At 64.1% G+C, this 25807-nt stretch carries 31 protein-coding genes and 1 pseudogene; 13 read left to right on the top strand and 19 right to left on the bottom strand.

Going from position 1 to position 25807, the window contains the following annotated elements; genetic code table 11:
* Nucleotides 1–98: 98 nt before the first annotated feature.
* The 4 genes and pseudogenes from MESCI_RS14820 to MESCI_RS14805 form a co-directional block, all read right to left on the bottom strand.
* Nucleotides 99–1187 (bottom strand): annotated as a pseudogene (locus MESCI_RS14820) (D-alanine--D-alanine ligase family protein).
* 24 nt (nucleotides 1188–1211) lie between these two features.
* Nucleotides 1212–1829: a C39 family peptidase gene (locus MESCI_RS14815; RefSeq protein ID WP_013530758.1), complete on the bottom strand. Its 618-nt coding sequence runs from the start codon at nucleotides 1827–1829 to the stop codon at nucleotides 1212–1214.
* A gap of 233 nt (nucleotides 1830–2062) precedes the next feature.
* On the bottom strand, nucleotides 2063–2578 hold the full coding sequence (locus tag MESCI_RS14810; RefSeq protein WP_013530757.1) for a hypothetical protein: 516 nt from the start codon (nucleotides 2576–2578) through the stop codon (nucleotides 2063–2065).
* 188 nt (nucleotides 2579–2766) lie between these two features.
* The gene (locus MESCI_RS14805; RefSeq protein ID WP_013530756.1) at nucleotides 2767–3195 is read right to left on the bottom strand and encodes a VOC family protein; all 429 of its coding nucleotides are present in this window, start codon (nucleotides 3193–3195) and stop codon (nucleotides 2767–2769) included.
* A gap of 318 nt (nucleotides 3196–3513) precedes the next feature.
* On the opposite strand from MESCI_RS14805, the gene MESCI_RS14800 reads away from it, so the two are divergent.
* Nucleotides 3514–3816 (top strand): hypothetical protein, encoded by a 303-nt coding sequence (locus MESCI_RS14800; protein ID WP_245268623.1) that lies wholly within the window; start codon nucleotides 3514–3516, stop codon nucleotides 3814–3816.
* Here MESCI_RS14800 and MESCI_RS14795 read toward each other — a convergent pair.
* From MESCI_RS14795 to MESCI_RS14785, 3 genes are all read right to left on the bottom strand, one after another.
* Nucleotides 3793–4992, bottom strand: coding sequence for an aminotransferase-like domain-containing protein (locus MESCI_RS14795; RefSeq protein WP_032807972.1), 1200 nt, complete (start codon nucleotides 4990–4992; stop codon nucleotides 3793–3795). The two genes, MESCI_RS14800 and MESCI_RS14795, sit on opposite strands and share 24 nt — an antisense overlap.
* 176 nt (nucleotides 4993–5168) lie before the next feature.
* Nucleotides 5169–5621, bottom strand: coding sequence for a GNAT family N-acetyltransferase (locus MESCI_RS14790; RefSeq protein ID WP_013530753.1), 453 nt, complete (start codon nucleotides 5619–5621; stop codon nucleotides 5169–5171).
* A gap of 64 nt (nucleotides 5622–5685) precedes the next feature.
* A complete protein-coding gene (locus MESCI_RS14785) occupies nucleotides 5686–6438 on the bottom strand; it encodes a pyridoxamine 5'-phosphate oxidase family protein (protein WP_063168570.1) in 753 nt (250 codons plus the stop codon).
* Nucleotides 6439–6473: 35 nt separating this feature from the next.
* Between MESCI_RS14785 and pdxR the strand changes: the two genes are divergently transcribed.
* Nucleotides 6474–7910, top strand: coding sequence for a MocR-like pyridoxine biosynthesis transcription factor PdxR (gene pdxR / locus MESCI_RS14780; RefSeq protein WP_013530751.1), 1437 nt, complete (start codon nucleotides 6474–6476; stop codon nucleotides 7908–7910).
* Between the two features lie 71 nt (nucleotides 7911–7981).
* Here the strand turns inward: pdxR and MESCI_RS14775 are convergent, their stop codons facing one another.
* Nucleotides 7982–8476, bottom strand: coding sequence for a hypothetical protein (locus tag MESCI_RS14775; RefSeq protein ID WP_245268622.1), 495 nt, complete (start codon nucleotides 8474–8476; stop codon nucleotides 7982–7984).
* A 118-nt stretch (nucleotides 8477–8594) separates the two neighbouring features.
* On the opposite strand from MESCI_RS14775, the gene MESCI_RS14770 reads away from it, so the two are divergent.
* On the top strand, nucleotides 8595–9194 hold the full coding sequence (locus tag MESCI_RS14770) for a DUF922 domain-containing Zn-dependent protease (RefSeq protein ID WP_013530749.1): 600 nt from the start codon (nucleotides 8595–8597) through the stop codon (nucleotides 9192–9194).
* A 274-nt stretch (nucleotides 9195–9468) separates the two neighbouring features.
* On the opposite strand, the gene MESCI_RS14765 is transcribed toward MESCI_RS14770, so the two are convergent.
* Both MESCI_RS14765 and MESCI_RS14760 read right to left on the bottom strand, forming a co-directional pair.
* Complete coding sequence (locus MESCI_RS14765; protein WP_013530748.1) at nucleotides 9469–10527, bottom strand: Gfo/Idh/MocA family protein; 1059 nt, start codon at nucleotides 10525–10527, stop codon at nucleotides 9469–9471.
* A 49-nt stretch (nucleotides 10528–10576) separates the two neighbouring features.
* The gene (locus MESCI_RS14760; protein ID WP_013530747.1) at nucleotides 10577–11281 is read right to left on the bottom strand and encodes an SDR family oxidoreductase; all 705 of its coding nucleotides are present in this window, start codon (nucleotides 11279–11281) and stop codon (nucleotides 10577–10579) included.
* Nucleotides 11282–11408: 127 nt separating this feature from the next.
* On the opposite strand from MESCI_RS14760, the gene gcvA reads away from it, so the two are divergent.
* The gene (gene gcvA, locus MESCI_RS14755; RefSeq protein ID WP_013530746.1) at nucleotides 11409–12311 is read left to right on the top strand and encodes a transcriptional regulator GcvA; all 903 of its coding nucleotides are present in this window, start codon (nucleotides 11409–11411) and stop codon (nucleotides 12309–12311) included.
* A 35-nt stretch (nucleotides 12312–12346) separates the two neighbouring features.
* Here gcvA and MESCI_RS14750 read toward each other — a convergent pair whose 3' ends face one another.
* Nucleotides 12347–13078, bottom strand: coding sequence for a 3-keto-5-aminohexanoate cleavage protein (locus tag MESCI_RS14750; RefSeq protein ID WP_013530745.1), 732 nt, complete (start codon nucleotides 13076–13078; stop codon nucleotides 12347–12349).
* Between the two features lie 207 nt (nucleotides 13079–13285).
* Here MESCI_RS14750 and MESCI_RS14745 point away from each other — a divergent pair, with 207 nt between their 5' ends.
* The gene (locus MESCI_RS14745; RefSeq protein ID WP_024501638.1) at nucleotides 13286–13480 is read left to right on the top strand and encodes a hypothetical protein; all 195 of its coding nucleotides are present in this window, start codon (nucleotides 13286–13288) and stop codon (nucleotides 13478–13480) included.
* A gap of 54 nt (nucleotides 13481–13534) precedes the next feature.
* On the opposite strand, the gene MESCI_RS14740 is transcribed toward MESCI_RS14745, so the two are convergent.
* Together MESCI_RS14740 and MESCI_RS14735 are read right to left on the bottom strand one after the other, a co-directional pair.
* Entirely contained in the window at nucleotides 13535–15652 is a 2118-nt protein-coding gene (locus MESCI_RS14740; protein ID WP_013530743.1) for an EAL domain-containing protein, read from the bottom strand.
* 137 nt (nucleotides 15653–15789) lie between these two features.
* Nucleotides 15790–15891, bottom strand: coding sequence for a hypothetical protein (locus MESCI_RS14735; RefSeq protein WP_013530742.1), 102 nt, complete (start codon nucleotides 15889–15891; stop codon nucleotides 15790–15792).
* A gap of 255 nt (nucleotides 15892–16146) precedes the next feature.
* On the opposite strand from MESCI_RS14735, the gene MESCI_RS14730 reads away from it, so the two are divergent.
* The gene (locus MESCI_RS14730) at nucleotides 16147–16596 is read left to right on the top strand and encodes an ester cyclase (RefSeq protein WP_013530741.1); all 450 of its coding nucleotides are present in this window, start codon (nucleotides 16147–16149) and stop codon (nucleotides 16594–16596) included.
* Between the two features lie 60 nt (nucleotides 16597–16656).
* On the opposite strand, the gene MESCI_RS14725 is transcribed toward MESCI_RS14730, so the two are convergent.
* Together MESCI_RS14725 and MESCI_RS14720 are read right to left on the bottom strand one after the other, a co-directional pair.
* Nucleotides 16657–17193 (bottom strand): hypothetical protein, encoded by a 537-nt coding sequence (locus MESCI_RS14725; RefSeq protein ID WP_174299061.1) that lies wholly within the window; start codon nucleotides 17191–17193, stop codon nucleotides 16657–16659.
* 121 nt (nucleotides 17194–17314) lie between these two features.
* Nucleotides 17315–17641: a DUF1330 domain-containing protein gene (locus tag MESCI_RS14720; protein WP_013530739.1), complete on the bottom strand. Its 327-nt coding sequence runs from the start codon at nucleotides 17639–17641 to the stop codon at nucleotides 17315–17317.
* A gap of 176 nt (nucleotides 17642–17817) precedes the next feature.
* Between MESCI_RS14720 and MESCI_RS14715 the strand changes: the two genes are divergently transcribed.
* Nucleotides 17818–18510 carry a winged helix-turn-helix transcriptional regulator gene (locus tag MESCI_RS14715; protein WP_013530738.1) on the top strand — a complete coding sequence of 231 codons (693 nt, stop codon included), beginning with the start codon at nucleotides 17818–17820 and terminating at the stop codon, nucleotides 18508–18510.
* A 15-nt stretch (nucleotides 18511–18525) separates the two neighbouring features.
* On the opposite strand, the gene MESCI_RS14710 is transcribed toward MESCI_RS14715, so the two are convergent.
* Nucleotides 18526–18924: a helix-turn-helix domain-containing protein gene (locus MESCI_RS14710; RefSeq protein ID WP_013530737.1), complete on the bottom strand. Its 399-nt coding sequence runs from the start codon at nucleotides 18922–18924 to the stop codon at nucleotides 18526–18528.
* On the bottom strand, nucleotides 18924–19220 hold the full coding sequence (locus tag MESCI_RS14705) for a type II toxin-antitoxin system HigB family toxin (protein ID WP_013530736.1): 297 nt from the start codon (nucleotides 19218–19220) through the stop codon (nucleotides 18924–18926). The genes MESCI_RS14710 and MESCI_RS14705 overlap by 1 nt, the downstream gene beginning before the upstream one ends.
* A gap of 130 nt (nucleotides 19221–19350) precedes the next feature.
* Here MESCI_RS14705 and ada point away from each other — a divergent pair, with 130 nt between their 5' ends.
* The 4 genes from ada to MESCI_RS14685 all read left to right on the top strand — a co-directional run bounded on the left by ada (nucleotide 19351) and on the right by MESCI_RS14685 (nucleotide 22148).
* Nucleotides 19351–20463 carry a bifunctional DNA-binding transcriptional regulator/O6-methylguanine-DNA methyltransferase Ada gene (gene ada / locus MESCI_RS14700; protein WP_164919908.1) on the top strand — a complete coding sequence of 371 codons (1113 nt, stop codon included), beginning with the start codon at nucleotides 19351–19353 and terminating at the stop codon, nucleotides 20461–20463.
* 12 nt (nucleotides 20464–20475) lie between these two features.
* Nucleotides 20476–20703, top strand: coding sequence for a hypothetical protein (locus tag MESCI_RS14695; RefSeq protein WP_013530734.1), 228 nt, complete (start codon nucleotides 20476–20478; stop codon nucleotides 20701–20703).
* 150 nt (nucleotides 20704–20853) lie between these two features.
* Nucleotides 20854–21408: a methylated-DNA--[protein]-cysteine S-methyltransferase gene (locus MESCI_RS14690; RefSeq protein WP_013530733.1), complete on the top strand. Its 555-nt coding sequence runs from the start codon at nucleotides 20854–20856 to the stop codon at nucleotides 21406–21408.
* Nucleotides 21405–22148, top strand: coding sequence for a 2OG-Fe(II) oxygenase (locus MESCI_RS14685; protein ID WP_013530732.1), 744 nt, complete (start codon nucleotides 21405–21407; stop codon nucleotides 22146–22148). Before MESCI_RS14690 ends, MESCI_RS14685 begins: the two co-directional genes overlap by 4 nt.
* Nucleotides 22149–22172: 24 nt before the next feature.
* Here the strand turns inward: MESCI_RS14685 and MESCI_RS14680 are convergent, their stop codons facing one another.
* The gene (locus MESCI_RS14680; RefSeq protein ID WP_013530731.1) at nucleotides 22173–22772 is read right to left on the bottom strand and encodes a dihydrofolate reductase family protein; all 600 of its coding nucleotides are present in this window, start codon (nucleotides 22770–22772) and stop codon (nucleotides 22173–22175) included.
* A gap of 103 nt (nucleotides 22773–22875) precedes the next feature.
* Here MESCI_RS14680 and MESCI_RS14675 point away from each other — a divergent pair, with 103 nt between their 5' ends.
* Entirely contained in the window at nucleotides 22876–23292 is a 417-nt protein-coding gene (locus MESCI_RS14675) for a winged helix-turn-helix transcriptional regulator (protein ID WP_013530730.1), read from the top strand.
* Between the two features lie 121 nt (nucleotides 23293–23413).
* Entirely contained in the window at nucleotides 23414–24661 is a 1248-nt protein-coding gene (dinB, locus tag MESCI_RS14670; RefSeq protein ID WP_013530729.1) for a DNA polymerase IV, read from the top strand.
* Between the two features lie 9 nt (nucleotides 24662–24670).
* Here the strand turns inward: dinB and MESCI_RS14665 are convergent, their stop codons facing one another.
* Nucleotides 24671–25702: a cupin domain-containing protein gene (locus MESCI_RS14665; RefSeq protein ID WP_013530728.1), complete on the bottom strand. Its 1032-nt coding sequence runs from the start codon at nucleotides 25700–25702 to the stop codon at nucleotides 24671–24673.
* Between the last annotated feature and the right edge of the window lie 105 nt (nucleotides 25703–25807).

Here is a 25807-nt window from a genome sequence, read left to right as displayed (position 1 = left end):
TTAGCCAACGATGAAATACGCCGCGCTCACAGGCAATGATCCGGCCCGCACCGGCCGCTCCCGAAGGGCTAAATGGAAGTCAGGCTCGCCCGATCGGATCAGCGCGCCGCATGCCTGGCCAGCGCGTGCTCGATCAGCACGTCGATGGTCTGGCTGTAGCCGATGCCTGAGGCGGCAAGCGCCTTGGCATACATCGAGATGTCGGTGAAGCCGGGAATGGTGTTGACCTCGTTGACAAGCAGGCTGCCGTCGGTGCGCAGGAAGAAATCGACGCGCGCCATGGCTTCGCAGCCAAGCGCCTGGAACGCCTGCCGCGCCATATCCCTGGCCTTTTCGGCCACATCGGCCGGGACATCGGCGGGCACCTTGACCAGCGCGCCGTCGGCATCGAGATATTTGGCCTCATAGGTGTAGAAGCCGTGCTTGCCGGCCGGAATGATCTCGCCGGGCAGCGACACCGTCAGCGACCCGTCGGCGCGCTCCAGCACCGAGAACTCGATCTCGCGGCCCTCGACGAATTCCTCGATCAACACTTTGCCGTCGTAGCGGAAAGCCGTGTCGATGGCCTGCTCGAAGCCGTCCCTGTCATTCACCTTGCTGACCCCGAAGGACGAGCCCTGGCGCGCCGGCTTGGCGAAGAAAGGCAGGCCGAGCGTCCCGGCAATCTCCTGGAAGGAATGCTTGCCGTTTCGATGCACGGTGACGGAGCGGGCAACCGCCAGTCCCGCCTCGCGCATCAGCCGCTTGGCGACGTCCTTGTCCATGGCGGCGGCCGAGGCGAGAATGCCGCAGCCGACCTAGGCGACATCGGCGACCTCGGCATAGCCCTGCACCGAGCCGTCCTCGCCGAACGGCCCGTGCAGCACCGGGAACACGACGTCGATGGGGGGCAGCTCAGGCTGCGTACCATCCCGCGACACCGCAACCAGCCGGCCCTTGCCGCCGGGCAACAAAGCAACCTCCGGGCCGTCTTCGGAGGCCGGCGCCCCTGCCGCCTCATCGCCGATCGCCGCGGCGCGATCGAGTTGTTGCAGCAGCCACCTGCCGCCTCGCGAAATGGCGATCGGCACGATATCGTAGCGCGTGCGGTCGATCGCCTTCAGCACATTGGCGGCCGAAAGGCGCGACACGTCGTGCTCGGCCGAACGCCCGCCATAGAGGATGGCCACTCTTGTCTTGTCGGTCATCGAAATCCCTCGACTGTCAAAAAATCAAATGGCGACGGCAATGCCGCGATTGGCAAAGAAGCGGTCGAAATCGGCCGGTGACAACACTGCGTCTGCCTGTGTGGCGGGCTCATGGCCGGACGGGTTGTGAAAGCGGAAACCTTCGTCGGATGCCGCGGTGATCAGCACCAGATGGCCGCCCTTCGAGGGCGGCTCACGCTCGGGCCAGCGGATCGAGCTGCTGACCGACGCGATGAAGAAGCGCGTCCGCTGCATGATCGTCGGAATGTCTGATGTGGCGACATTGGTCATCACCTCGGCGCGCAGGCCGAAAGCTTCCTTCACGAAGCTGACGAAGGGCGCGTAGATCAGCCCCTTGATCGATCTCTCATTGACGACATAGCCGCCATATAAGGTGCAGCGCCTGGCAAGCTCGATCGTCGGCACGATCTCGCCGCGGCTGGCCAGGATCATCTTAAGGCAGGCCATGCCGCAGATGTTGGCGGCCCAGATTGCGTATTCGTCGAGGGTCTCCGCCCCGGATCGCCTCCATAGCGGATCGCGCCTGAGCGCAACATCCGCACCGTCGGCGAGCACGTCCAGCGTCATGTCAGGCGTTTCCCACTGGCTGAAAAACGGCACGGTTTCAGGCGGCGGGCTCATGCGGTCTCCTCGGTCGGCTGGTTCCATCTCGTATACGAGGATACGAGATGGATGAAAAGCCGTGACGTTCAGTGGCGCGACCCAGAAGATGTCATCTTCCGTTTCGGTCAACCATCGCTGACATCCGGGGTTAGCGGAAGCCTCTCCCGCTTTCGTCATCCACAGGCGGAGCAGGAGCGAAGCTCCGTCGCGGAGACCCGAGGATGACGAACGTGGTGAATGCTGCGCGCCGCCTACTCGGCCTTCGCCCAGCCGAAAACCAGCCACGCATATTTCGATTTTTCGTAGGGTTCGACAGTGTAGGTCATCTGCATGTCGCCGTCCTTGGCGTAGATATCCAGCCGGGGCGCCGTATCCAGCTCGAGCCACGCCGAACTCTTGCTGAACGACCAGGTTCCGCACCAGACGCAAGGCCCCGACGTCGGATCCCCGGGCTGGTGAAAATTGTAGCGGCCGTCTGCCGTGATCTCCAGATAGTCGAACGCCCCGTAAAACGCGGTCACCGTCTGCTGGAACTCACTGGCGGCCGCTTCCTGTTCCGGTGTCGGCGCATCCTTCATATCGCGCGGCGGCCGGATGGCTCCGCCGTTGAGTTTCCATTTGCCGACAAAATCCTTCTCGGTCGGAAGATATTCCTCCTGGGCCTGCGCCGATGAAATATAAGCAAAGGATGATATACTTGTGAGGCCAACGGCCCCGATCGCAAATAGAAGCGTGGCGGCACAGATCGCCCTTGCTGGGTTTTGCATAAAAAAAAATATCTCCACGGGGGGTAAGGGGAGTTTTATTGAAAATTTGTGGCGGACGTTGCTTCGGGACCGATTCCCACCCGCCATTTGCACGGTTAGCATCGGGGCCACCGATCTGGCAACGCAAGGCAGCCTCTCTCCAGCATCGCCCATGCGTCCGCGATCCCGGCCGGCTGAATATCGGCAGCTTAGAAGGTGATCTTCACCGAAGCGGCGCTGCGACGATGCGGGCCGTGATGGACGGCCTCGATGTTGTTGCCGTCCGGATCGAGCAGGAAGGCGGCGTAATAGCCGGGGTGATAGGGCCGTTCGCCCGGCGCGCCATTGTCCGTGCCGCCGGCCGCCAGCCCGGCCTTGTAGAAGCCGTCGACCATGGCGTGGTCCCTTGCCTGGAAAGCCAGGTGATGGCGGCCGGTGAGTTTTCCCTGTGCGGCCCGGCTGTCGGCAGTGGAGACAAACAGCTCGTCGGCCCAGAAAAAGTCGGCGCCGCTACCGCCGATCGGGACATCGAGCGCCTGCAGGACCGCCTCGTAGAAACGCCGGCTGGCCGCGAGGTTTCTGACCACCAGCTGGATGTGGTCGATGAGCCGGCCGCGATGCAATTCCTGGGTTTCCATGAAAACGCCTCCTCGTGTGGGTTCGAATTTAGGTTGGGATAGGGCGTCGTCAATGCGGATACTTCCCAGCAGACAAAGGGCCCGCCGGGAGGGGATCCGGCGGGCCTTTGGAAAGCATGTCTAGCCTTCAGGGGTCTGAGGGGGGATCAGACCTGGTAAGAACCTTTGTTGGCCGCGGAGGTTCCACCCGAACAAAAAAATTGCCGATGGCCCGTCCGCGGAATTCAAGCAATGGAGGCGATTTCTTCGCGAGACCACTCACAGTTTGGAACTTTCCGCTCGCAACCGGGTTTGGTGGCGCGGTGGGAGGAATTGCGATTGGATTGTTTTCAGAGGCTCGAAGCGCTGGTCGACAGCGCCGCTGTCGACGATATCGAGGAAGCAACCGCTCTGCTGCGCCGGTTCAAGGGCAGGTCGCGCGAGGTCGCGGCAGCCATCGACCAATTCATGCTCGATTTCATGACCTTGGTCTTCGTCGTCGAAAACGGCGAAGAAGGTTTCGAAAGGCCGGTCCGCAAGCTCGCTCGCACCAGGCTTTCAAAGCTTGAGCGGCTGGTGACTGTAACGGCGGAGGAAAAGCCGGCTTCCAGCGCCGGCCTATCCCTTCAGGATGGCGGCTAGCCTTGGAATGCCTTCGCTCACCGCGCGCCGGTCGGCGAGCGTGAAGGACAGCCGCAGTGTGTTGCGCCCGGTGCCATCGGCATAAAAGGCGTTGCCCGGCACGAAGGCGACCCGCGCTTCCTTCACCGACCGAGCCAGAAGCTCGGTGGCGTCGGCCCCTTCCGGCAGTGTCACCCAGACGAACATGCCGCCTTCCGGGCGGCTCCAGGTCACGCCTTCGGGCATGTGGGCTTCCAGTGCCGAGAGCAGCCCGTCGCGGCGCTCGCGATAGGCGTCGATGAGTTTTTCCACCTGGCCTTCGAACACGGCTTCGGCGACGCGATGCATCACCACCTGGTTGATCGACGGGCTGTGCAGGTCCGAGGCCTGCTTCATCAGCACCAGCTTCTCGACAATGTGGCGCGGCGCGCACACCCAGCCGACCCGCATGCCCGGCGACAGGATCTTCGAGAACGAGCCGCAATAGAGCGTGCGCGCCTTGTCGATGCCGCCGGACCGGGCACAATCGAGCGCCAGGATCGGCGGCTCGCCCTCGCCGTCATAGCGCAGCGCGCGGTAAGCGGCATCCTCGATGACGGCGATGTCGAGTTCGCCGGCAAGGTCGAGCACCGCCTCGCGCTGCTCACGGTTCAGCGTGTTGCCGGTCGGGTTGGCGAAATCCGGCACCAGATAGGCGAATTTGGCCTTGCCGCCATTGGCGGCCGCCGCCGCGCGATAGGCATCGGGCGTCATGTTGCCGCCGGCCGGGGTCAGCCGGTCGTAGCGCGGCTCATAGGCGTTGAAAGCCTGCAGCGCGCCGAGATAGGTCGGCCACGTCACCAGCGCGGTGTCGCCCGGCGACAGGAACAGCTTGCCGAGATAATCCAGCGCCTGCTGCGAGCCGGAGGTGATGAAGATGTTGGCCTCGTCGCAGGCGACGCCGAGCTTGCCCATCTGCCCGGCGAGCCAGCGCCGCAACGGCAGATAGCCTTCCGAGACCTGGTACTGCAGCGCAGCGCCCGCCTCGGCGCCACCCAGCACATCGGCATAGGCGTCGCGGATCGCCTCGGCTGGGAACAGCGCCGGATCGGGAATACCGCCGGCAAACGAGATGATGTCCGGCTGGTCGAGCAGCTTCAGCAGCTCGCGGATTTCGGACGCTTTCATGCGCGACGAGCGCGAAGCCAACAGGTTCATAAGGGTCACGGCACGCCTCCCCGGACGCTGCAATATAGGTCAACTTGACTGACCTATATCCCCTCTTGGCCGCGAATTGAAGTGTGCCTGAACGGTTTCCCGAATGCGCCAGCGCTGGCGCACTGCTCGAACGCCGCGAGCAGTTCCACAAAAGTGTTGCAGCGTTTTCCGACCGCCTAAAGGCTCTTCTTGTAGCCGAGATGGCTGCCGGTGAAGCCGAGGCTTTCGTAAAAACGATGCGCGTCCGCCCGCCCCTTGTCGGTGGTCAGTTGGACGAGGCTGCAGCCGCGCGCCCGGCACGCGTCGATCGCCCATTCGATCATCTGCCTGCCGATGCCGTCCGAGCGCCGGCGGCCGGCAACCCGAACCGCCTCGATCTGGCCGCGCCACGCGCCCTTGCGCGAGAGCCCGGCAAGGAAAGATATCTGCAAGGTGCCGACCACCTCGCCGCCATCCACGGCCACCGCCAGCAGCTGATTGGGATCGGCGTCGATGGCGTTGAAAGCGTCGACATAACCTTGCGCCAGCGGCAAGGAAGCGTCCTCGCGGCCGGCGCCAAGCGGGTCGTCGGCCAGCATGGCCACGATATCAGGCAGGTTGGAGGCTTGCGCACGGCGGAAGGTGATCATGGTGTCGAGATATCGCGAGGCGGCGGCAGCGGCAAGATTTGAATACGTTCCCACTAGGCGCGGGCTAAACTTCGCCCTCATAAACCCGCTGCGCCTGCGTCAGCGCCTCATCGAGCCGCGCGCCCTCGGCATATCCAGCCAGGTTCCGCGGCCGCTCCATGTCAGGCATCAGCCTCGGACACGGCTCGGCGGCGCCGACCACCATCCGCACCGGGATGACGCCGGCCCAAACCGGATGCCCGTAATCCTCCTCGTCGTCGCCGACGCCCTTGGCGCGCACCTTCGCCGATGCCTCTTCAATACGCATGCCGATCACCGTCGTCGCCTTGGCCTCCTGCGCCGAGATCGGCCGCAGGGTCTCGCTCCGGCCGGGATAGAAACGGTCGACGACGCCGGCCAGCGCCTTCAGTTTCTCCTGCGGCTCGTCGACGATTCGCGCCGTGCCGAAACACATCGCCGAGCGATAGTTGGCCGAATGGTTGAAGCCCGAGCGCGCCAGCACCAGCCCGTCGAGATGCGACACCGTGAGACAGGCCGGCGTGCCGCCGCGCAGATTGCGCAGCATGCGGCTGGCCGACGAGCCGTGCCAGTACAGCATGTCGTCCTCGCGCCAGTGGATGGTCGGCGTGCAATAGGGCTGGCCGTCGAACGTATAGGCGACATGGCACAGCAGCCCGGCATCCAGCACCGCGAAGACTGCCGCATGGTCATAGCTGCCGCGCTCGTGCAGGCGCTTGACGCGGTTGCGGCTGGTGGTCGGAAAACTGGCTGGCGTGTCGTTCACGGCTTGCATCCTTGGTTGTCGTCTGCCAACCATGCGCCATGACATTGGTCGATAAAAGAACCAATCCTATGAAGAAAAACCGGACCAATTTTCCGGATTGGTCGGCGCTGATCCCGGTCCTGCCGGGCGACGGCCCGCGCAGCCGCGAGCTCTATGCGGCGCTCAGGCGGCTGATCGAGACCGGCGCGCTGGCCACCGGGGCGAAACTCCCGACCACCCGGGATCTCGCACAGCGCTTCGGCCTGTCGCGTTCGGCGGCGGTTGCCTGTTTCGAAATGCTGATCTCGGAGGGATTTGCGGTCGCCAAGGTCGGCGCCGGCACCTTCGTCGCGCCTGATGTGCCGCATCTGCCGCTGACGCTGATCAAGCCGCGTCCAGCGGAGATCGAGGTCGCGGCGCCGCTACCTTGCGGCCTTGGCGTTGCGGTCTCCGATCCGCGCACGCTTGATATGTTTCGCATCCTTCTGTCGCGCCACCTCACCCGCCCCGGACCGGAGCATTTCCGCTATGGCGATCCGCGCGGCGGCCTGCCGCTGCGCACGGCAATTGCCACCTATCTCAGGACCGCACGCGGCGTGCGCTGCGACGCCGGCCAGATCGTGCTGACGTCGGGCACGCAGCAGGGGCTGGATCTCCTGGTGCGTGCAGCACTTCGTCCCGGCGATGCCGTCTGGATCGAAAACCCCTGCTATCCCATGGCGCACGCCGTGCTGGCCGGCAGCGGCGCCAGGGTTTTTGGCGTACCAGTCGACGCCGAAGGGCTCGATCCCGAGATCGGCGAAAGCCTGTGCTCCAAGGCGCGCGCGGCCTATGTCACGCCCTCGCATCAATATCCGCTCGGCGTGACGATGACGATGCGCCGCCGTCTCGCTTTGCTCGACTGGGCGCGGCGCAACGATGCCTGGATCATCGAGGACGACTACGACAGCGAGTTCCGCTATGCCGGCCCGCCGCTGACCTCGCTGCAGGGCATGGACGGCTCGGGCCGTGTCGCCTATCTCGGCACCTTCTCGAAAATCCTCTTCCCCGGCCTGCGCATCGGCTACATCGTGGTGCCCGAAGCGCTGCTCGATGCCGTGATGGCGGTCAGGGCGCGCTCCGACCGCTTCCCCTCGACGCTGGCCGAAGGCGCGCTGACCGACCTGTTGAACGAGGGCCATTTCGCCGCGCATCTCAGGCGCGTGCGCCGCCGGGTGCAAGCCGCGCGCGACGTGCTGGTCGCCGGCCTCGAGACGCATTGCGGCGATGCCCTCGAGGTAACCGTGCCCGAACAGGGGCTGCACTTGATGGCGACGCTAACGCACGCCGGGCCGGACACAGCGATCGTCGAGGCGGCGAAGGCGGCAGGTGTCGGCGCCAGGGCCTTGTCCTCGATGTTCATCGGCGGGGCGTCCCGGCAAGGCCTGGTGCTGGGTTTTTCCGGGTTTTCGGACGAGGAACTGATGGCCGCGACGGTACGACTGGGTGGGGTGATGGGCCGCAGTCCCGGCCGCCAAACTACCTGATCCTGCTCAAACAATCCTAGGGCGAAGCAGGAGCGCAGCTCCGTCTCGGAGGCCCTCGGATGACGAAGTCCTCAGTCCCCATCGGCGGGCTGGGCCTTGCCGCACTGCGCCAGCACCTTGCCGATGGCCGCGCTTGAACCCTTCAGCGGAAAGCTGATCTCGCCATATTTGGCTGAACCGACCGACACATCGCCCTTGCCGCGCAACAGGTCGAGCAGCGGATCGGCTTTCGCCAGGTTGACCACGAAGTAGTTGTACATGGCCTCCAGCTGCAGCGCCTTAGTTACCGTCTTGCCATCGGCCTTGAACGCGAACGAACCGCTGATGCCAGGCTCCAATTGCTGGCCGTCGGCGCCGAGATCGTAGCTCAGCACCGGCGTGTCGAAACAGGTCAGCATCAGATACGCATCGCCTTTCGGCCCGCCGCAGACCGAGGCCGTCAGCACGCTGCCGCCCTCGTCTTCCTCCATCCTGGCGCTCCAGCCGCCGCACGACGCGGCAAACGCCGGTTGCGCGGCCTGCAGGACCGCTACCGCACCGGCGACGACGAGATGTGCAACTCTCATGGCTCCCCCCAATTGACTGCCTTCAGGGCATTTGCAGCGCCCGTCGCCAGCATATAGGAAAAGCGATCCGATGGCATTGCCCCTTGCGGCAGCCAGTCCTGTTTCGCGGAGAGTTGGATTGAGAGCCTGCATTCGCCTGTGTCTGTCCTTTGCCGCCCTGCTGGCCTTGCCGCTCACCGCTCATGCCGAGTGGAAGCCGGTCGAGAAGATCGAGCCCTACGCGATCTCGGGCCAGTCCGGCGCCGAACTCTACCGCTCGATCGGCGAGAAAGGGCCAAAGCTCGGCATTGCCCGCGCCATCGCCTACACCAATTTCAAGCTGACCTGGGGGCTAAGGGATTACAAGCCCAGCGGCAAGGACTGCGTGCTGACGGCCGGGCGGCCGAAGCTGATCGTCACCTACACTTTGCCGAAACCCTCCCGCTCCCTGCCGCCGGCCGTCCAGAAGAACTGGGACACCTTCATCGCCGGCGTCGCCGCCCATGAGAAGGTGCATGGCGCCAGCATGGTCCAGATGGTCCACGACATCCAAGCCGCGACGGACGGCCTGACCGTCGCCGACGATCCCAAATGCAGCAAGACCAGGGCCGAGGTGGTCAAGCGGCTCGACGCGATCTCGAAGGCGCGGGTGCAGGCAAGCCGCGACTTCGACCGTAGCGAATTCGGCAATGGCGGGAATTTGCAGAAACTGGTTTTTTCGCTCGTGACCGGCCCCTGAAGCCACCTGACACGGATCAGGAGGCGGGCACTGATGACTTACCACGAAATGCCGGAGGGACAGCGCCCCCCTCTGTCCTGCCGGACATCTCCCCCGCAAGGGAGGAGATTGTGCTCTCATCTGCTTTCGGCAAATTTCCAGCGTTGCAAGACAGGCGCAGCAATTGAAGCTGCCGATCTCCCCCCTTGCGGGGGAGATGGCCGGCAGGCCAGAGGGGGGCTGACAGAACTCGGCCCCTTCCAGCTACTGCGGTATGGGCGCAAGGTACAAGCCCTCACCGCGTTTCCGCGTTCGCCCGCAGCTCGGCCCGCTTCTCGTCCGACACCACGGCCAGATCCAGCACCTTCTGCAATTCGGCTGCATGGCGGAAGGACGGTTCGGCCTGCACGCCCGTGCGCACCGCGTCAGTGAAACGCTGGTAGTTGGTCTCCACCGTGCCGGGGTCGAGCTCTTCCCATATGGCGTTCTCGACATTCTCCCCCACGCATGCCTTGAGCGTCGAACCGTCGAGATTGTGCACCACTTCGATGCCGCCCTTCTCGCCATAGATGCGCAGACGCAGTTCGTTGAGATGGCCTGTTGCCCAGCGGCTGGCATGCACCACGCCGAAGGCGCCGTTGGAAAAATCCAGCGTCATGGCGAAGCTGTCATTGGCGTCGAGTCCGTAGTCGCCGATGCGGTTGCCGGGCGCCTTGTCGAAGGCGCGCAGCCGGCAGAATACATGGTCGATGTCGACGGCTGCGCCATAGCTGGCGAAATCGAGGATGTGGATGCCGACATCGCCGAGCACGCCATTGGAACCGTGGCCGCGCGACAGCCGCCACAGCCATTTCGGATCGGTGCGCCAGTCGCCCCAGAATTTCGACACCAGCCAGCTCTGCAGATAGGACGCCTCGACATGCCTGACGGTGCCGATCTCGCCCGCTTGCACCATCTGGCGCGCTTTCTGCAGCGCGGCCACATTGCGATAGGTGAGGTTCACCATGTTGACGATGCCGGCAGCCTCGGCGGCATCGGCCATCTCGGTCGCCTTGCCGAAGTTTTCGGCCAGCGGCTTTTCGCACAGCACCGGCTTGCCGGCGGCGATCAGCGCCATGGTGGTCGGGTGGTGGATGCGGTCGGGCGTGACATTGGCCACAGCGTCGAACTCACCCCAGTTCAGCGCCTCCTCCAGTGCGGTAAAGCGGTTGGGAATGTCAAAGCTGTCGGCGAACTCGCCGACCCGCGCCGGATCGACATCGACCGCGCCGACAATGTCGACGCCCTCGATGGTGCTGAAGCGCCGGGCATGTTCCTGCGCCATCCAGCCGGTGCCGAGTATCAAAAGCCGCATTATTTGCTCCTTGGGGTGAGATGCCGGAATCCCCTCCCGGCCGACGCCCTCAAATAGCGCGTATAATGCCGCCGTCGACCCGGATGTTCTGGCCGGTGATGTAGCCGGCGCCCTCCGACGCCAGGAAGGCGATGGTCGCGGCGACCTCTTCCGAAGTCCCGTAGCGCTGCATCGGCACGCTGTCGCGGCGTTCTTCGGTGGCCGGCAGGCTGTCGATCCAGCCGGGCAGCACATTGTTCATGCGCACATTGTCGGCGGCATAGGTGTTGGCGAAGATCTTGGTGTAAGCGGCAACGCCGGCTCGGAACACGGCGGACGTCGGGAACATCGGGCTCGGCTCGACCACCCAGGCCGTCGAGATGTTGATGATGGCCCCACCCTTCTGCTTGACCATCTGGGGTGCCACGATGCGCACCGGCCGGATGACGTTGAGGAGGTAGACGTCCATGCCGGTGTGCCATTGCTCGTCGGTGATCTCGAGGATCGGCGCGCGCGGCCCGTGGCCGCCGCTGTTGACCAGCACGTCGATGCGGCCATAGCGCTCCAGCGTCAGGTCGACGAGGCGGTGCAGATCGTCGTTCGACTGGTTGGAGCCGGTGACGCCGAGCCCGCCAAGCTCCTTGGCCAGCGCCTCGCCCTTGCCCGAAGAGGAAAGAATGGCAATCTTGAAGCCGTCCGCCGCCAGCCGCTTGGCCGCCGCCGCCCCCATGCCGCTGCCGCCGGCCACCACCACAGCTACTTTTTCTACACTCATCGGATTTTCCTCTCAGGGTTTGCGGGCACCGCAAGCGGTGTTTTCGGGAGTTGAGCGTCGATATAGCTGGTTTTCCCCGTCGGTTCGAACCAGAATGCCTGAAATCAACCTGTAGAAAAACTACTGCATGCCCGAAACCTTCCTCAGCTTGCCGCCGTTGAATGCGCTGCGCGCCTTCGAAGCCTCGGCGCGTCATCTCAACTTCCGCATCGCGGCCGAAGAGCTCAACGTCACGCAAGGGGCGGTCGCCCAGCACATTCGCGGGCTGGAGGCCGATCTCGGCACGAAGCTGTTCGAGCGGCTGCCGCGCGGCCTGGCGCTGACCGATGAGGGCCGCGCCTATGTCCCCAACATCCGCCGCGCCTTCGACCTGATCTCGGAGGCGACGCTGCTGCTTCGTCCCGAGCCGGCGCGGCTGACGATCAGCGTGACGCCGAGCTTCGCCACCAAATGGCTTATCCCGAGGCTGCACGACTTCGTCGCGCACAACCCGCTGGTCGACCTGCGCGTGCTGGCCAGCGAAAGCCTGTCGAGCTTCCAGGCCGACGGCGTAGACATCGCGGTCAGGCAGGGCCGCCCACCCTTCGGCGCCGGGCTGGTCGTCGACCTGTTGTTTCCCCAGCAGATCGTCGCCGTGTGCAGCCCGGCCCTGCTGCCGGCCGGCGCGATCGAGATCGCGGCCTCCGAAATCCAGCACCACGTGCTGCTGCACGATGCCCACAATCTGTGGCCGGAATTCATGGAAAAGGCGATCGGCCTGAAGATGACGACCGAACTCAAACGCATGCGCTTCAACCAAACCGGCCTCGCCATCGACGCGGCCGTCGCCGGCCAGGGCATCGCGCTGGCCAGCCGCTTTCTCGTCGCCGCCGAACTCGCCACCGGCCGTCTGGTTCAGCCCGTCAGCGGCGAAATGCGCGGCACGCAGGATTTTTATGTCGTGATGCCGAGAAAACAGCGCCATCCCGAGCCGACGCAAGCCGTGCGGCAATGGTTGCTGGATGCTGGAGAGCGACGACCTTTGTCGTGAGACCTTCGCACGCACGGAAACGTCAAGCCGCTTGCCTATGAGGCAACGACGGGCGCACCGCGAAAGATCGCCACGGCGGCAGCGACGATTTCCGCATTGTCCTTGGCCGTCCTGCCATCGGCGAGCGTCTTGCCGTCTTCCAGACCGACCCGTGTCGACCAGCGCTGGCGATGCGCAAGCTCGACGAGGGGCCAGACAGTCGTGTCGACGCCATGCAGCAGGATCGGCCGCCCTACCCCGGCGCGCTCGAGTACGGCGGCGATGCCATGCGCTTCATCGAGTGCAGCGGACAGGTCGGGGATATCGATCTCGATCAGAATGCGCAGCACCTGGTTGTGGCCAGGAAGCGCTACGAAGCGCTCGGCATCGGCGACGACGGCTAGCCCCGCCTCGATGCCTACACCACGCTGGCGCAGCAACTCCATCACGGCGGGCGCATCCGGTTCGGACAGGTTGACCGAAGCATAGTCAGGCAGGTCTCGCCAGCCGGCGATCGCCGCGCGGGTCCGCTCGACGTCGTTCTCGATCCAGGCGCCGGTCGACACGCCAACCAGTGTTCCCGGGCAGGTCCGGCGCACCGCCAGCACCGTGGCGTCGACGGCTGCCAGGCTTTCGCGTCCGTCGGTGCCGCGCGGATGGATATGCAGTTCGGCCACTCCAGCGGCGACGCAGGCTGCCGCATCGCTGGCCATTGCCTCGGCAGTCAACGGCAGCTTCGGGTGGAAATCGCGCGGACGCGCGCCGTTGATGCAGGCCTGGACGATCATCGATGTCACCTTGCGCAAGGGGCCGCAGTGTAGCTGTGCGGCGTTGAAACTGCCAATCTCCCCCTCGTAGGGGAGATCGGCAGCTTCAACGCCGCGCGTCTGCTCACAACATTCGGCGGCATTTGAATAAAAGCCGCTTGTGGATATTTACCCGGCGTTCCCTCGTCTCCGGCAAGCTCTTTTTAGGGCGGGATCATGGAGGGACCATTGACCAGCGATTTTTCAGCCGCCCGCATCCACCTCGAACGCGCCTATCATTATCTGCAAGGCAATGACGAGACGAGCCGTGCCGCCTGTGACGCGCTCGATCTGTTGATCGAAGCGGTGACGGAGGCGCAGCACAGGCGACCCGAGGCTGGAGTGCTGGAGTTCCCGCAATCGACGGCGCGGCGAACCGGATAGAAAGTGTCGAGTTTCAGGCCAGTCCGGCCTGGCCTGAAGCTCGCCGCACCCGGATCACGATGCCTTGCGGGCCGTCGCTCCCTTGGTTGCGCGCGCGACAATTCGCTCGAGCGGCTCCGGCCGGTGCAGCAAAAATCCCTGGCCGAAGGCGACCCCCATGTCGCTCAACATGGCCAGCGTGTCCTGCCGTTCGATCTTCTCACCGACCACGTCGCAACCGAGGCTACGGGCAATGCTGGTGATGGCCAGCACGATCTCGCGGTCGAAGCGGCTTTGCGTGATGTGCTCGATGAAGGAACCGTCGATCTTGATCGTGTCGACGGGGAACCGCCGGAGATATTCGAACGAGCTCATGCCGGCTCCGAAATCGTCGAGGCCGACCCGGCAGCGCCGCTCGCGCGCCTTGCGCACGAACTGTTCGGCGGCATCGAAATTGGTGACGGCGGCGGTTTCGGTGATCTCGAAGCCGATGCCCGAATGCGGCGCCCCGGTTTCTTCTATGACGCTGTCGACGAAGTCCCAAAGCTGCGGATCGCTCAGCGTCTGCGCCGACAGATTGAAGCCAAGCGTCAGCGCCCCCGAACGCAAGGCGGCACCATGCCGCGACAGCGCGGTGCGGATGATCCAGCGATCGAGCCGCGACGCGATGCCGAACCGCTCGGCCACCGGAATGAACTCCCCGGGTGGCACCAGCCGGCCGTTGCGTGCGGCGAGCCTGGCCAAGACTTCGACATGGCGGCTTTCCTGCCAGGGGCGGCCCAGAAGATGGATTTCCTGGCCAAACAGCTTCAGCCTGCCGTCTTCCATGGCATCGACCGTATCGGCGACGATGCGCGCCGCGTTGAGGCCACCCGAACCCGATGCCGTATCGGTGGAGAAGACGGCAAATCGGTTTCGCCCGGCGGCCTTGGCCGCGTAGCAGGCGTCGTCGGCACAGGCCAGCGCGTCGGCCACCGTCGTGTCGGCGTCATCGACGAAAGCGATACCGATCGAGGCCGCCAGCTTGCGCGACGTGGCCGTCGATCCAAGTTCGGCATCGCGAACCGCGGCAAGTACCGCGTCGGCCAGCCGCCCGGCCTGCGCCGCATCGCAATTGGGCATCAGCAGCGCGAACTCGTCACCGCCCAGGCGCGCGGCATGCGCCGTCGCGGGAAGGCAGCCCAGAATGCCTTGCGCAACGCTTTTCAGTGCCAGGTCGCCGGCCGCGTGGCCGGCAAAATCGTTGAGCGCCTTGAAGTAGTCGAGATCGACATAGAACACGGAAAGCGGCAGCAACTGCGCGGCCGCGATATGATCGGCCAGCAGCCGGTCGAACGCGGCGCGGTTCAAGAGACCGGTGAGCGCGTCATGGCGGGCCGCATAGGCAAGCTCCTGCTCGCGCTGCTTGTCTTCGGTGATATCGCGCACCGTGCCCAGGATCTGCCCCGCCAGCCGGCGGTCCCGGATTTGCGGGTCGGCGATGAAACGCAGCAGGGATTCTATGTGCCGGACCTCTCCGTCGCGCCGCACGATGCGGTATTGCACGGCGGTGACCTTGTCCGTTTCGAGCGGCACCAGATGCGCGCGCGACGCGGCGTCCTTGTCGTCCGGATGCAGATAGCCGAACCAGTGGTCGCGCTCGACTTCGGCGGTGTCGGAGACGAGCCCGAAAATCTCCCTGGTGCGTTCGTCCCAATAACTTTTGCCGCCCGCGAGGTCGTGGTGCCAGATGCCGGTGCCGCTGGCGGCGAGCGCCAGGCGGAAGCGCACATTGACCTGCTCGAGTTCGGCCTCGGCGGCCTTCTGCTTGGAGATGTCGGTCTGCACACCCATCAGCCTGAGCGGCTTTCCCATCGCGTCGCGCTCGACGACGCCGCCGCGATCGAGCACCCACACCCAATGTCCCTGCTTGTGCTTCAGCCGCAATTCGGTCTCGATGGCGTCGGTCAGGCCGGCAATGTGGCGGTCGCCGCTGGCCAGCGCCCGCTCGCGGTCGTCGGGATGGGTCAGTTGCAGCCAAAGGTCGCTGGTGTTGGCCAGTTCGCTCTCATCGTAGCCTAGCATCCGCGCCCAGGTCGCGGAATAAAAGCAGTCGCCGGTCACAAGATCCCAGTCCCAGACGCCAAGATGCGCGCGCTCCAGGGCTTTTGCCCAGAACGTTCCATTGCGACTTTTCTTATCCTGACGCGCCATCGTCTGCTTCGCCTGCTCCACCGCGGCGCAATCTGCGGCAAAACCAGAGAAGAAACAGTTACCGCGCGGGCGGAGTTTCGACGTCTGATTGGGAGCCCCTGTTCATCAAGGCCGTACCGAACTACTCCAGGCAGCCGTCAATTTCCCCAGGTCGACGACACGACATTGCCCGCCGTCACGCCGGACAGTCTTTCGCGCTTCTCGAGCCTCGGCTTTTCATAGGTCTTCTTCATTGCCATCGCCTTCTCCCGTGGCCATCCGATTTCCAGGGTCTAGCTGAGGCGGGGCAGCCATGCTTGGGCTCAGCGGAACGGGTTCCGGCCCAGGCGGCCCTGCCCGGCGCCGGACCCGCCTTTTCGATTGGCCGGCAGGAACCGGAGTTTTGTGTCTGGCGGATCGTCCTACTGCTGCCCAGGTCAGCGGCGCAAGCCGGTGACCCCTGGATCATCGGCGGCGCCGATGATCCCATGCACGACAACAACAAGGACCTTCCAATGACCAAGCAAGAAGACAACAAGGCCGTCGTCGTCAGATGGTTCACCCACTTCTGGGGTGAACGTTGCGATCTGTCGGTCGTCGACGAGATCGCGGCACCCGACATGCTGCTGAAATATTCGCTGCACGAGCCGCGCCGCGGCCGCGACGACATCAAGGCCTTCATGGCCGACTTCCGCGCCGCCTTCCCGGACCTCAACTTCTGGGCCACCGCCGACCTGATTGCCGAGGGCGACTATGTCGTCGGCCAGTGGGAGGGCGGCGGCACGCATACCGGCCCAGCCTTCGGCGACTTCCTCGTCGGTTCGCTGCCGGCCGCCACCGGCCGCACCATGCGCTTCACCGGCACCACGGTGCTGAAGGTGGTTGACGGCAGGATCGTCGAGGAAATCGGCCTCGATGACGGCGTCGCCGCCCTCACCCAGCTCGGTCTGATCAAGACCGCCTGAGGCGATCAGGCAAAGCGATCGTTCGGGCCAGGCGGCGTCAATGCCGCCTGGCCTCATTGCTTATTGGCTCGGCGCCATTGCGTGCTCGCATGACACTTTCGGATTCATGTCGGCGAACGTGCCTGTCGGGTTCCCTTTCCAGGCCCAGACATGCAGCTCGTAGAATTCACCCAGGCCATAGCGGTTGGGGGCGCTGTTGAAGTTGAACAGCTGGCCGTCCACCGATGCCGGTCCTTTCGAAGTGATGTACTCGACCGCCACCAGCTTCAGCGTGCCATCGGCCATCGGCTCGTACATCACAGCTTCGGGACGGGCGATGTCGATCTTGTCGTCCTTCAGATACTGGCCGTTGACATAGTGGATGCCCATGGCGCCGCCGGTGATGCCGCTGGCACAAGGAATAGGCGCATAGCCCTCTGATACCGCTGCCTTGACGTCGACAAACCGGCTGTTGACAGCCCGCACCTTGTCGGCCAGCGGGTTGGGGCCGGAGGCAGCTTCAGCCGGCTCCTGATGCGCCTGCGCGAGGGTGGTGCAGATTGCCAGCATGGTCCCCGCCATAAGAAGTCCGCTGCGAAAGTTTGATATCATCTTCATTCCATTCTTCTTGAAAAAGCACAGCTGGCCGGCCGCCGAAAATACGGAGGCCCGGCAGGCAAGCGCTGTGGCTGTTGTTGCTTGGAGATCCCGAAATTGATGTAACGGCTACCGAAAAGGATCATCCCTTCGGCAGATACGGGATCGTTCCGGCCAGATCGGTGTTGTCGATCATCTGGAAACGGCTGTCGCTGCCGTCCTGACGGGCCGAGACGAAGGGCGCGTAGGCAGGATCGGTGGTGAACGCGCGCGCCGCCGCTTCCGACGGGAACGCCATCAGCGCGATCAGCGTGGTATCGAGCGGCTTGCCTTCAAGCGTTTTCACATTGCCGCTGCGCGACAGATATCTGCCGCCATGCTTGTGGACGAGATCGTGCACCGAGGCGGCGTAAGCCGGCACCCACTGCGGGTCGTTTATCTTGATGTCTGCGATAACGTAGGCGGTCATGGTGGTCTCCTGGTTGCGGTGCACAGGCGTATCCCGTGCAACCGGCCAAAAGGCTCGCATGGCAGGACCCTCGCCAACCAGTCCGCGATCTGTACCGGGGCAGTACAGTTTCCGTACTGGCCGCTTCATTCATGAAGGCCTAATATTCGGTCAGGTTTGAGGGAGAGGCACCAATCATGAGCCAGCACGGATACAAACAATTCTGCCCGCTATCGATGGCCGCTGAGGTGCTGTGCACCCGCTGGACCATGGTGCTGATGCGTGAACTGGTGGCCGGCTCGACCCGCTTCAACGATCTTCGCCGCGGCGTCCCCAAAATGTCGCCGACCCTTCTGTCGCAACGGCTGAAGGAACTTGAGATCGCCGGGATCCTCGAGCGCAAGGAAGTGCCGGGCGAAAAAGGCATCTTCGAATATCGGCTGACGGAAGCCGGCCGGGATTTGCGTCCTGTCGTCGAGGCGATGGGCTTCTGGGGGCAGAAATGGGTCGAGTCCCGGCTGTCGCTGAAGAACCTCGATCCGTCGTTGCTGATGTGGGACATGCGGCGCAATCTAAACCCCTCGCCGCTGCCTGAAGGGCGCACGGTGATACAATTCCTGTATCAGGATCTCCCGGCGTCCAAACGGTCGTGGTGGCTGATCGTCGAGAAGCACGGTGAGGTCGATCTGTGCTGGTACGATCCGGGCTTCGATGTCGATCTCTACGTCTCGACCGACCTGCACACGATGACGGCGATCTGGATGGGAGTGCTGACCGTCGAGAAGGCCGGCGCCAGGGTTGCCCTGACCGGCGACCAGGCCATCGGCAGGAAGATGCAGACCTGGCTCGGCCTCAGCCCGTTCGCGGTGGAGCCCAAACGCGCGGCTTAGGAGAATCGGTGCATGTTAGGCGCGCCTGCGGCCCCTGTCATTTGCAAGGTGATAGGGTTGCACGAGGACTTCGGCGGGAATTTTCCATTCCTTGTTCAGTTTGAAGACCATATCCAGGGTGAGTGCGCGCTTTTTGTTCAACACCTCGGTCGCCCGGGGTGATGATCCGATCACCTCGGCCAGCGCCTTCCGCGACAGGTTGAACAGTTCCATGTGCGAATGAATGGCTTCAACGGGATCCGGTGCTTCAATCAGGTAGTGCTTATCCTCATAAGCCTCGATCAGGGTTGCGAGAACGTCGAACCGGTCACCATCGAGAGAGCCGACCTCCGGCTCATTTTCGAAATATTTAGTGATTTCGGCGATCGCCCAATCGTAATCGGCTTCGGTCTTAATGGGTCGAATGTTTTCCATCACACCTTCTCCGGATCAATCTTGTCATACTCTTTGTGCGTGCCGACGAATTTGATCAGAACGCGGTGAAACTTGTAGGCGACGTGGACAATCAAACGATACTTGTTGCCGCTAATGTCGAAAATGATGCGATTGTCACCGACGAAATCAACTGTCGCTCCAAACGCATCCTTGACGTCAGCCGGGGTCTTCCAATCAGCATTCCCGACAGCCACATACCAAGCCGTCAAAGGAGCTTCGGCCTGATTGTGTTTTGCCCAAAAATCCTTCAGCGCCTTCTTGGCAATTATCTGCATGACCTGATATAGCAAATTCCCAAATTGGGAACAAGAGGTTTTTCCCAAATTGGGAAAGGCAAGTGAGGTTCTCCAGGCACTTGTCAGGAAACGGGTGGCGGGGCCGGCTTGTGGTGGCTTCAATGCGGTCATGTTCATCACCCTGGCCAAGAATCTGAAGTCCGCGCCGCTGCAAATCACCGACGATCCGCGCTGGGCGCGCATCGTCGCGCGCGACAAATCCGCCGACGGCGCATTCTGGTATTCGGTGGCGACGACGGGCGTCTATTGCCGGCCTTCCTGTCCGTCTCGGCGCGCCAATCCGAAAAATGTGCAGTTGCACGACACGCTGGACCAGGCCAGGGCGACCGGTTTTCGCCCGTGCCGGCGCTGCGATCCACATGGCCCGTCGCTCGAGGCCGGCAACGCGGCGATGGTCGCCGCTGCCTGCCGCAGGATCGAGCAGAGCGAGGAAGAACCCTCGCTCGCTGAATTGGCTGATGCCGCCGGCCGCAGCGCCGGTTATTTCCACCGCATCTTCAAGGCGGTCACCGGATTGACGCCGAAGGACTATGCCGCCGCGCACCGCGCCGCCAGGGTCCGCCAGGGCCTGGAAGACGGCACCAGCGTGACGACGGCGATTTACGATGCCGGTTTCAACTCAAGCGGACGTTTTTACGAGAAATCCACTGGCATGCTCGGCATGACGCCGACGCGCTATCGCGCCGGTGGCGCCGACGAAGAGATCCGCTTCGCCGTTGGCGAGACCTCGCTCGGCACCATCCTGGTCGCGTCCAGCCAAAAGGGCGTCGCCTCGATCCTGCTCGGCGACGATCCCGACGCGCTGGTGCGCGACCTGCAGGACCGTTTCCCCAGGGCACGGCTGATCGGTGGCGACCGCGACTACGAGGCGCTGGTCGCCCGCGTCGTCGGTTTCGTCGAGGCTCCGGCGCTCGGCCTCGACCTGCCGCTCGACGTCCGCGGCACGGCGTTCCAGCAGCGCGTCTGGCAGGCCTTGCGCGCCATCCCCGCCGGCCAAACGGTTTCCTATGCCGAGATCGCGCATCGCATAGGCGCACCTAAGGCGACCCGCGCCATCGCCGCCGCCTGCGCCGCCAACAATCTTGCCGTCGCCATTCCCTGCCACCGCGTCATCCGCAAGGACGGCGCACTTTCCGGCTACGCCTGGGGCGCGGAGCGCAAGCGCGCGCTGCTCGACCGCGAGGCAGCGTCCGACAATGCCAACCGGTCGGTGCGGGCCTGACGAGGACCGGCAATGCGCGCGATGGCAAGGTCTCCCACCACCGATGCGAACATCCAGACCCAAGCTGCCGGCAGCCGCCGCGCCCCTGACGCGAAATCATGGGTGATGACCGCCATCGGCCAGATGGTCGATGATGGCAAAGCCGAATGGAGCCGCACCGCAACCGGCGAGGTTGAGTTGCGCCTGTCATCAGGCGAAGTGTTCGTGCTGGGCGAAATTTCCGTCACCCGTGTCGCATGACGTCCTCAGGCGAAGTGCCAATGATCCAAATCAGCGCTCTACGGCGCCGTAGAGCACCTGCCTTGGAGATTCGAATTTGAAAGCAAGCATCGGAGTGAGCGCCAATCAGCACGTGGCTAGGGTTCAGGCACAGACAAAGGAGTGAAGGCAATGAACCTCGTACAAACCAATATTCCGGCGACAGCCACCAAGCTCGCCGCCCTCGATATCATAACCTACGCCATCGGCGAATCCCCGATCGGTAAAATCCTGGCGGCGCGCAGCGCTATCGGCGTCTGCGCCATCCTGATCGGCTCGGACGCCGACGCGCTGGAGCGGGATCTTGGCCATCGCTTCCCGGGCAAGCTACTGGTCGAAGACGGGGCCACCTTGCGCGACGATCTCGCGGCAATCGCGCGCTTCATCGAAATGCCTGGCGTCGGCCTCGACCTGCCGCTCGACCTGCGCCGCGGCACGCCATTCCAGCAGCGCGTGTGGGAGACGCTCCGAGGCATCCCGTGCGGCGCCACCATCACCTACGCCGCGCTGGCCCAGCGCCTCGGCCAGCCGGACGGCGCCCGTGCCGTGGCGACGGCCTGTGCGGCCAACGCGATTGCGCTGGGCATTCCCTGCCACCGTGTTGTCCGCGCCGACGGCACGCTGTCGGGCTACCGCTGGGGCGTCGAGCGCAAGCGCGCTCTGATCGATAAGGAGGCTACGATATGAATGCCCATGCCAGGGTTGCCGCATCGGCGGTTGAAGCTGCTCGGACGCGTGTCGCCGGTTACGACTGGCCCGCCCTTGCAGCCGAACTCGACGGCTTCGGCTGCGCGGTGATTGAAAAGCTGCTCTCGCCCGAAGAATGCCGGGAGATCGCCGGCCTCTATCCCAAAGAAGAGCATTTCCGCAGCCACATCCATATGGCCAGGCACGGCTTCGGCAAGGGCGAGTACCGCTATTTCCGCTATCCCTTGCCCGACCTTCTGGGCGGCCTGCGCAGCGCGCTCTATCCCAGGCTGGCCGAGGTCGCCAATCGGTGGAACGAGCGGATGGGGCAGGCCATGCGTTATCCCGCGACGCATGCCGCGTTTCTCGATCAGTGTCATGCCGCCGGCCAGACGCGGCCGACGCCGCTGCTGCTGCAATATGTGCCTGGCGACTTCAACTGCCTGCACCAGGATCTCTATGGCGACCTCGCCTTTCCGCTGCAGGTGGCGATCCTGCTCTCCGAGCCGGGCCAGGATTTCACCGGCGGTGAGTTCGCGCTGACCGAGCAGCGGCCGCGCATGCAGAGCCGGGTCGAGGTGGTGCCGCTGCGCCAGGGCGACGCCGTTGTCTTTGCCGTCCACAACCGGCCGGTGCAGGGCACCAAAGGCAATTACCGCGTCAACCTGCATCATGGCGTCAGCCGGCTGCGCTCAGGCATGCGCCACACGGTCGGGATTATTTTTCACGATGCGAAGTGAGCAGGGAGAAGATGGAGGTCCCCCTCACCCCGCCGGTGCATAGCGACTGACCACCATGCCACAGTCATAGGTCTTCGAGCCGAGCAGCCGCAGGTTTCTAAAACCGCCCTGATCAAAAATCCGGCGGCCCGCACCCAGCACCGCCGGGTTGATGAAAAGCTGAAACTCGTCGACCAGCCCGGCCGCAATCAGCGCCGACGCGAAACCGGCGCCGCCGAACACGGCCATGTCGCCGCCCTCGCCCGCTTTCAGCGCATTGACTTCGCGCGGCAGGTCGCCGCTGGCCACGCTCGTGCGCTCCCAGGCCGGCTCCCCGGCCGATTGCTTGAGCTTATCACTGAGCACCACCTTGCGGGCGTCGACGATGCGTTGCGCAAAGGCGTAGAACGGATCGTGCGGAAACTTCTTGGCGGCATTGCCCCAATGGGTGAGATAGCCCTCCTGCGCCATCTTGCGGCTGAGCAGGATGGTATCGACGCCTGTGAAGACAGCGTTGAAGTCCTGCTTCAGCTCATCGTCCCAAGCGCTCTCGTCACCCCACTCCCAGAGCTGCCAGGAATGGTCCTCGGTGGCGCCGACAAAGCCGTCGACCGACATCTGCATCTGCAGGACCAGCTTTTTCACCGTCATTCTCCTCACGGCTATCGCAAAACAGTTTACATTTGGAACTGTTGACGCAAGGCCAAAACGATGTCAATAGTAAAGTGATTTAGAAATGGAACCATAGATGGCGACGCGCGAAAAATCCGACTGCCCGATCAACCTGTCGCTCGAACTCATCGGCGACCGCTGGACGCTGCTCATCATCCGCGACATGGTCTTCGCCGGGAAAAAGCACTTTCGCGAATTCCTGCAATCCGACGAAGGCATCTCCTCGCGCACGCTGGCCGAGCGACTGCAAACGCTTCAGGACGAAGGCATCCTCACCAGAAGCGACGACCCGACGCATGGCTTGAGAACGGTCTACCGGCTGACCGAAGCAGGCATCGACCTATTGCCGGTGCTGGCGACGCTCGGCGCCTGGGGCAGCAGGCACCGCAAGGCCGACGAGAGATTGGCCAGGATTACCGACCAGTTGGCGGCAGGCGGCGAAGCAGCGCTGGAAAAGATGAAAGCGGCGCTGCGAACGGAGCATAGTGTCTAGGCGGTTGCGTTCAAGCCGAACCGGCATGGCTGTTGCCGCACCCAATCGCTCTTCGCTTGACAACCATCCATCTTTGTTCTTTATTTGTTCTATTCTATCAGCAACTGCGGATGTGCGGTCGATGGAAACGACAGCCACCATCCTGCATGCCGATCTCGACGCTTTCTACGCCTCTGTCGAGCAGTTGCTCGATCCGTCGCTGCGCGGCAAGCCGATCGCGGTGGGCGGCGGCGTCGTGCTCGCCGCTTCCTATGAGGCGCGCGCCTTCGGCGTGCGTGGCGGCATGCCGGGGCGCAGGGCGCGCGAACTCTGCCCGCATTTGATCTTCGTCGGCGGCAATTTCAGCCATTACCAGCGGCTGGGCGATGCGGCGATCAAGGTGCTCGACGATTTTACGCCTGTAGTCGAGCGCATTTCCATCGACGAGGCGTTTGCCGACGTCGCCGGCTGCACGCATCTGTTCGGCTCGCCGCAGGAGATCGCGACAACCATCCGCCGCCGCGTGCGGGCCGAACTCGGCCTGCCGATCTCGATCGGCGTGGCGCGCACCAAGCATCTGGCCAAGATCGCCTCGCAGGTCGCCAAACCCGACGGGCTGGTGGTCGTCGAACCCGGCACGGAACTCGCCTTCCTGCATGATCTGCCGGTCGGACTGATGTGGGGCGTCGGCCCGGCGACCAGGGCGCGGCTGGCCGAGATCGGCGTCGAGACCATCGGTCAACTGGCCAGGACGCATCGCGGCGCGCTGACGCGCCTGCTCGGTCCCGCCGCCGGCGAAAAGCTCGCCGCCCTGTCCTGGAACCGCGACCCGCGAAAGCTGGAGACGAAGCGCCGCGCGCATTCGGCCGGCGCCCAATCGGCGCTTGGCCAGAAGCCGGCTGTGGCACGGGTCATCGTGCCGACACTGCTGCATCTGGCCGACCGCGTCGCCAGTCGGCTGCGCGCCAAGGCAAGGCCCGGCCGCACGGTGACGGTACGCGTGCGCTTTGCCGATCTCAGAGCCGTCACCCGCTCGATCACGCTTGACCAGCCGATCTCGGCAACCGCGATGCTGGCCGAGATCGCCGGCGATCTGGTGCGCGGCGTGCTTGCCGACAATCCACAGGAGAAAACGATCTCGCTGCTGGCGATCTCGGTCTCGCATCTCGAGGAAAGCCTCGAGTTGCAGCTCCACCTGCCGCTTGGCCTCGCCGACGAGAGGCGCCGGCCCGGCACGAAGAAGGGCCTAGCACGCTTCGACGCCGACCGCGCCATCGACAAGATCCGCGAGCGCTTCGGCAAACAGGCGGTCGGCTACGGCACCGTGGCACTGGAGGCGGCGCGCTCGGTTCCCGACGAATTCAGGGAGTTGGCGGAGAAGGAGCTGTGAAGCCGGGGGCTACTCCATCTCTTCGCCGTCCCAGTACCGCCTCACCGCTCCCATGTCGAAAATGCCGTCGCGCCGGCGCAAGGCGTCGACCGCCATCTTGTTGGAATCTGGATAGACGCAGACCTCGTTGGGATTTTTCTCGCCGATCATCAGGTAACGGCACGGCCCCGTGCCGCTGTTGAGGAAGGAATGCCCGACCGCCAGGCCGGCTGGAAAGCAGACGTAGTCGCCGGTTTTCATTTCGTGGCGCTCCTCGCCAAGCAGCAGCGTCACCTCCCCTTCCAGGATCAGCGCATGCTCTTCTTCGAGCATATGGTAATGCCGGGGCGCCAGGCGCATGCCGGGCGCCGGCGCTTCGATCAGCATGCCGACATGATAGTCGGAGCGTCCCAGCGCGGCATAAGTCAGGTGCCTGGACCGGCCGCCGAACCGCGGGCCTTCGCCTTCGACCTTCCATTCGACAGCATCGCTGGCGATCGGCGGGATCGGCGCGGCCGGGGGTTTGGTGACACCGGCCGTCACATCCGACGGCAGCGGATCGCCGGCGGCAAGGCCGGTGTTCTCGCCGTCCCAGTAAGTTCGGATGGCTGCGAGATCGAAGATCGCGCGGCGGCCCAGGGCGCGTACCAGCACCTTGTTGGAGGCGGTGTAGACGACCACTTCATTCGGGTTGCGCTCGCCGACGATGACATAGCGGCACAGTGCGTCGCTGGTATTGATCAGGCAATGCCCCGCCGCGGCACCGGCGGGAAAGCAGATGTAGTCGCCGGACTTCATGGCATAGGCCGCGCCGCCGACATACGCGGTAAGCGCCCCTTCGAGGATGAAGACATGCTCTTCCTCGAAAATATGGTAATGCGCCGGCGAGGACTGCTTGCCAGCCGGAAGCTCCTCGATTGCCACGCCGACACGGTGTTTTTCGCCAAGGGCAGCCAGCGACAAATGCCGGTAGCGCAGGCCGAAGCGTGGCACATCGGACCATTCCGTCCACGGCACCTCATCCGATGCGAATGGTAGCGGCGGTTTAGCTTCGTCCACCATTAGGGCCTCCTGGTCCTGTCGCCCTGCCCTCGTCGCGTGCTGCTAGAGGGTCCACGACAGAACAAAGCTGCCAGCTTCCGGCTAAACCGCCAAGCGGTGTTCGCT

The sequence above is a fragment of the Mesorhizobium ciceri biovar biserrulae WSM1271 genome (genome assembly GCF_000185905.1).
GTDB classification, from domain to species: Bacteria; Pseudomonadota; Alphaproteobacteria; order Rhizobiales; family Rhizobiaceae; genus Mesorhizobium; species Mesorhizobium ciceri.
The sequence above is the reverse complement of the archived record's forward strand: the minus strand, read 5'-3'. Positions and strand labels throughout refer to the sequence as shown.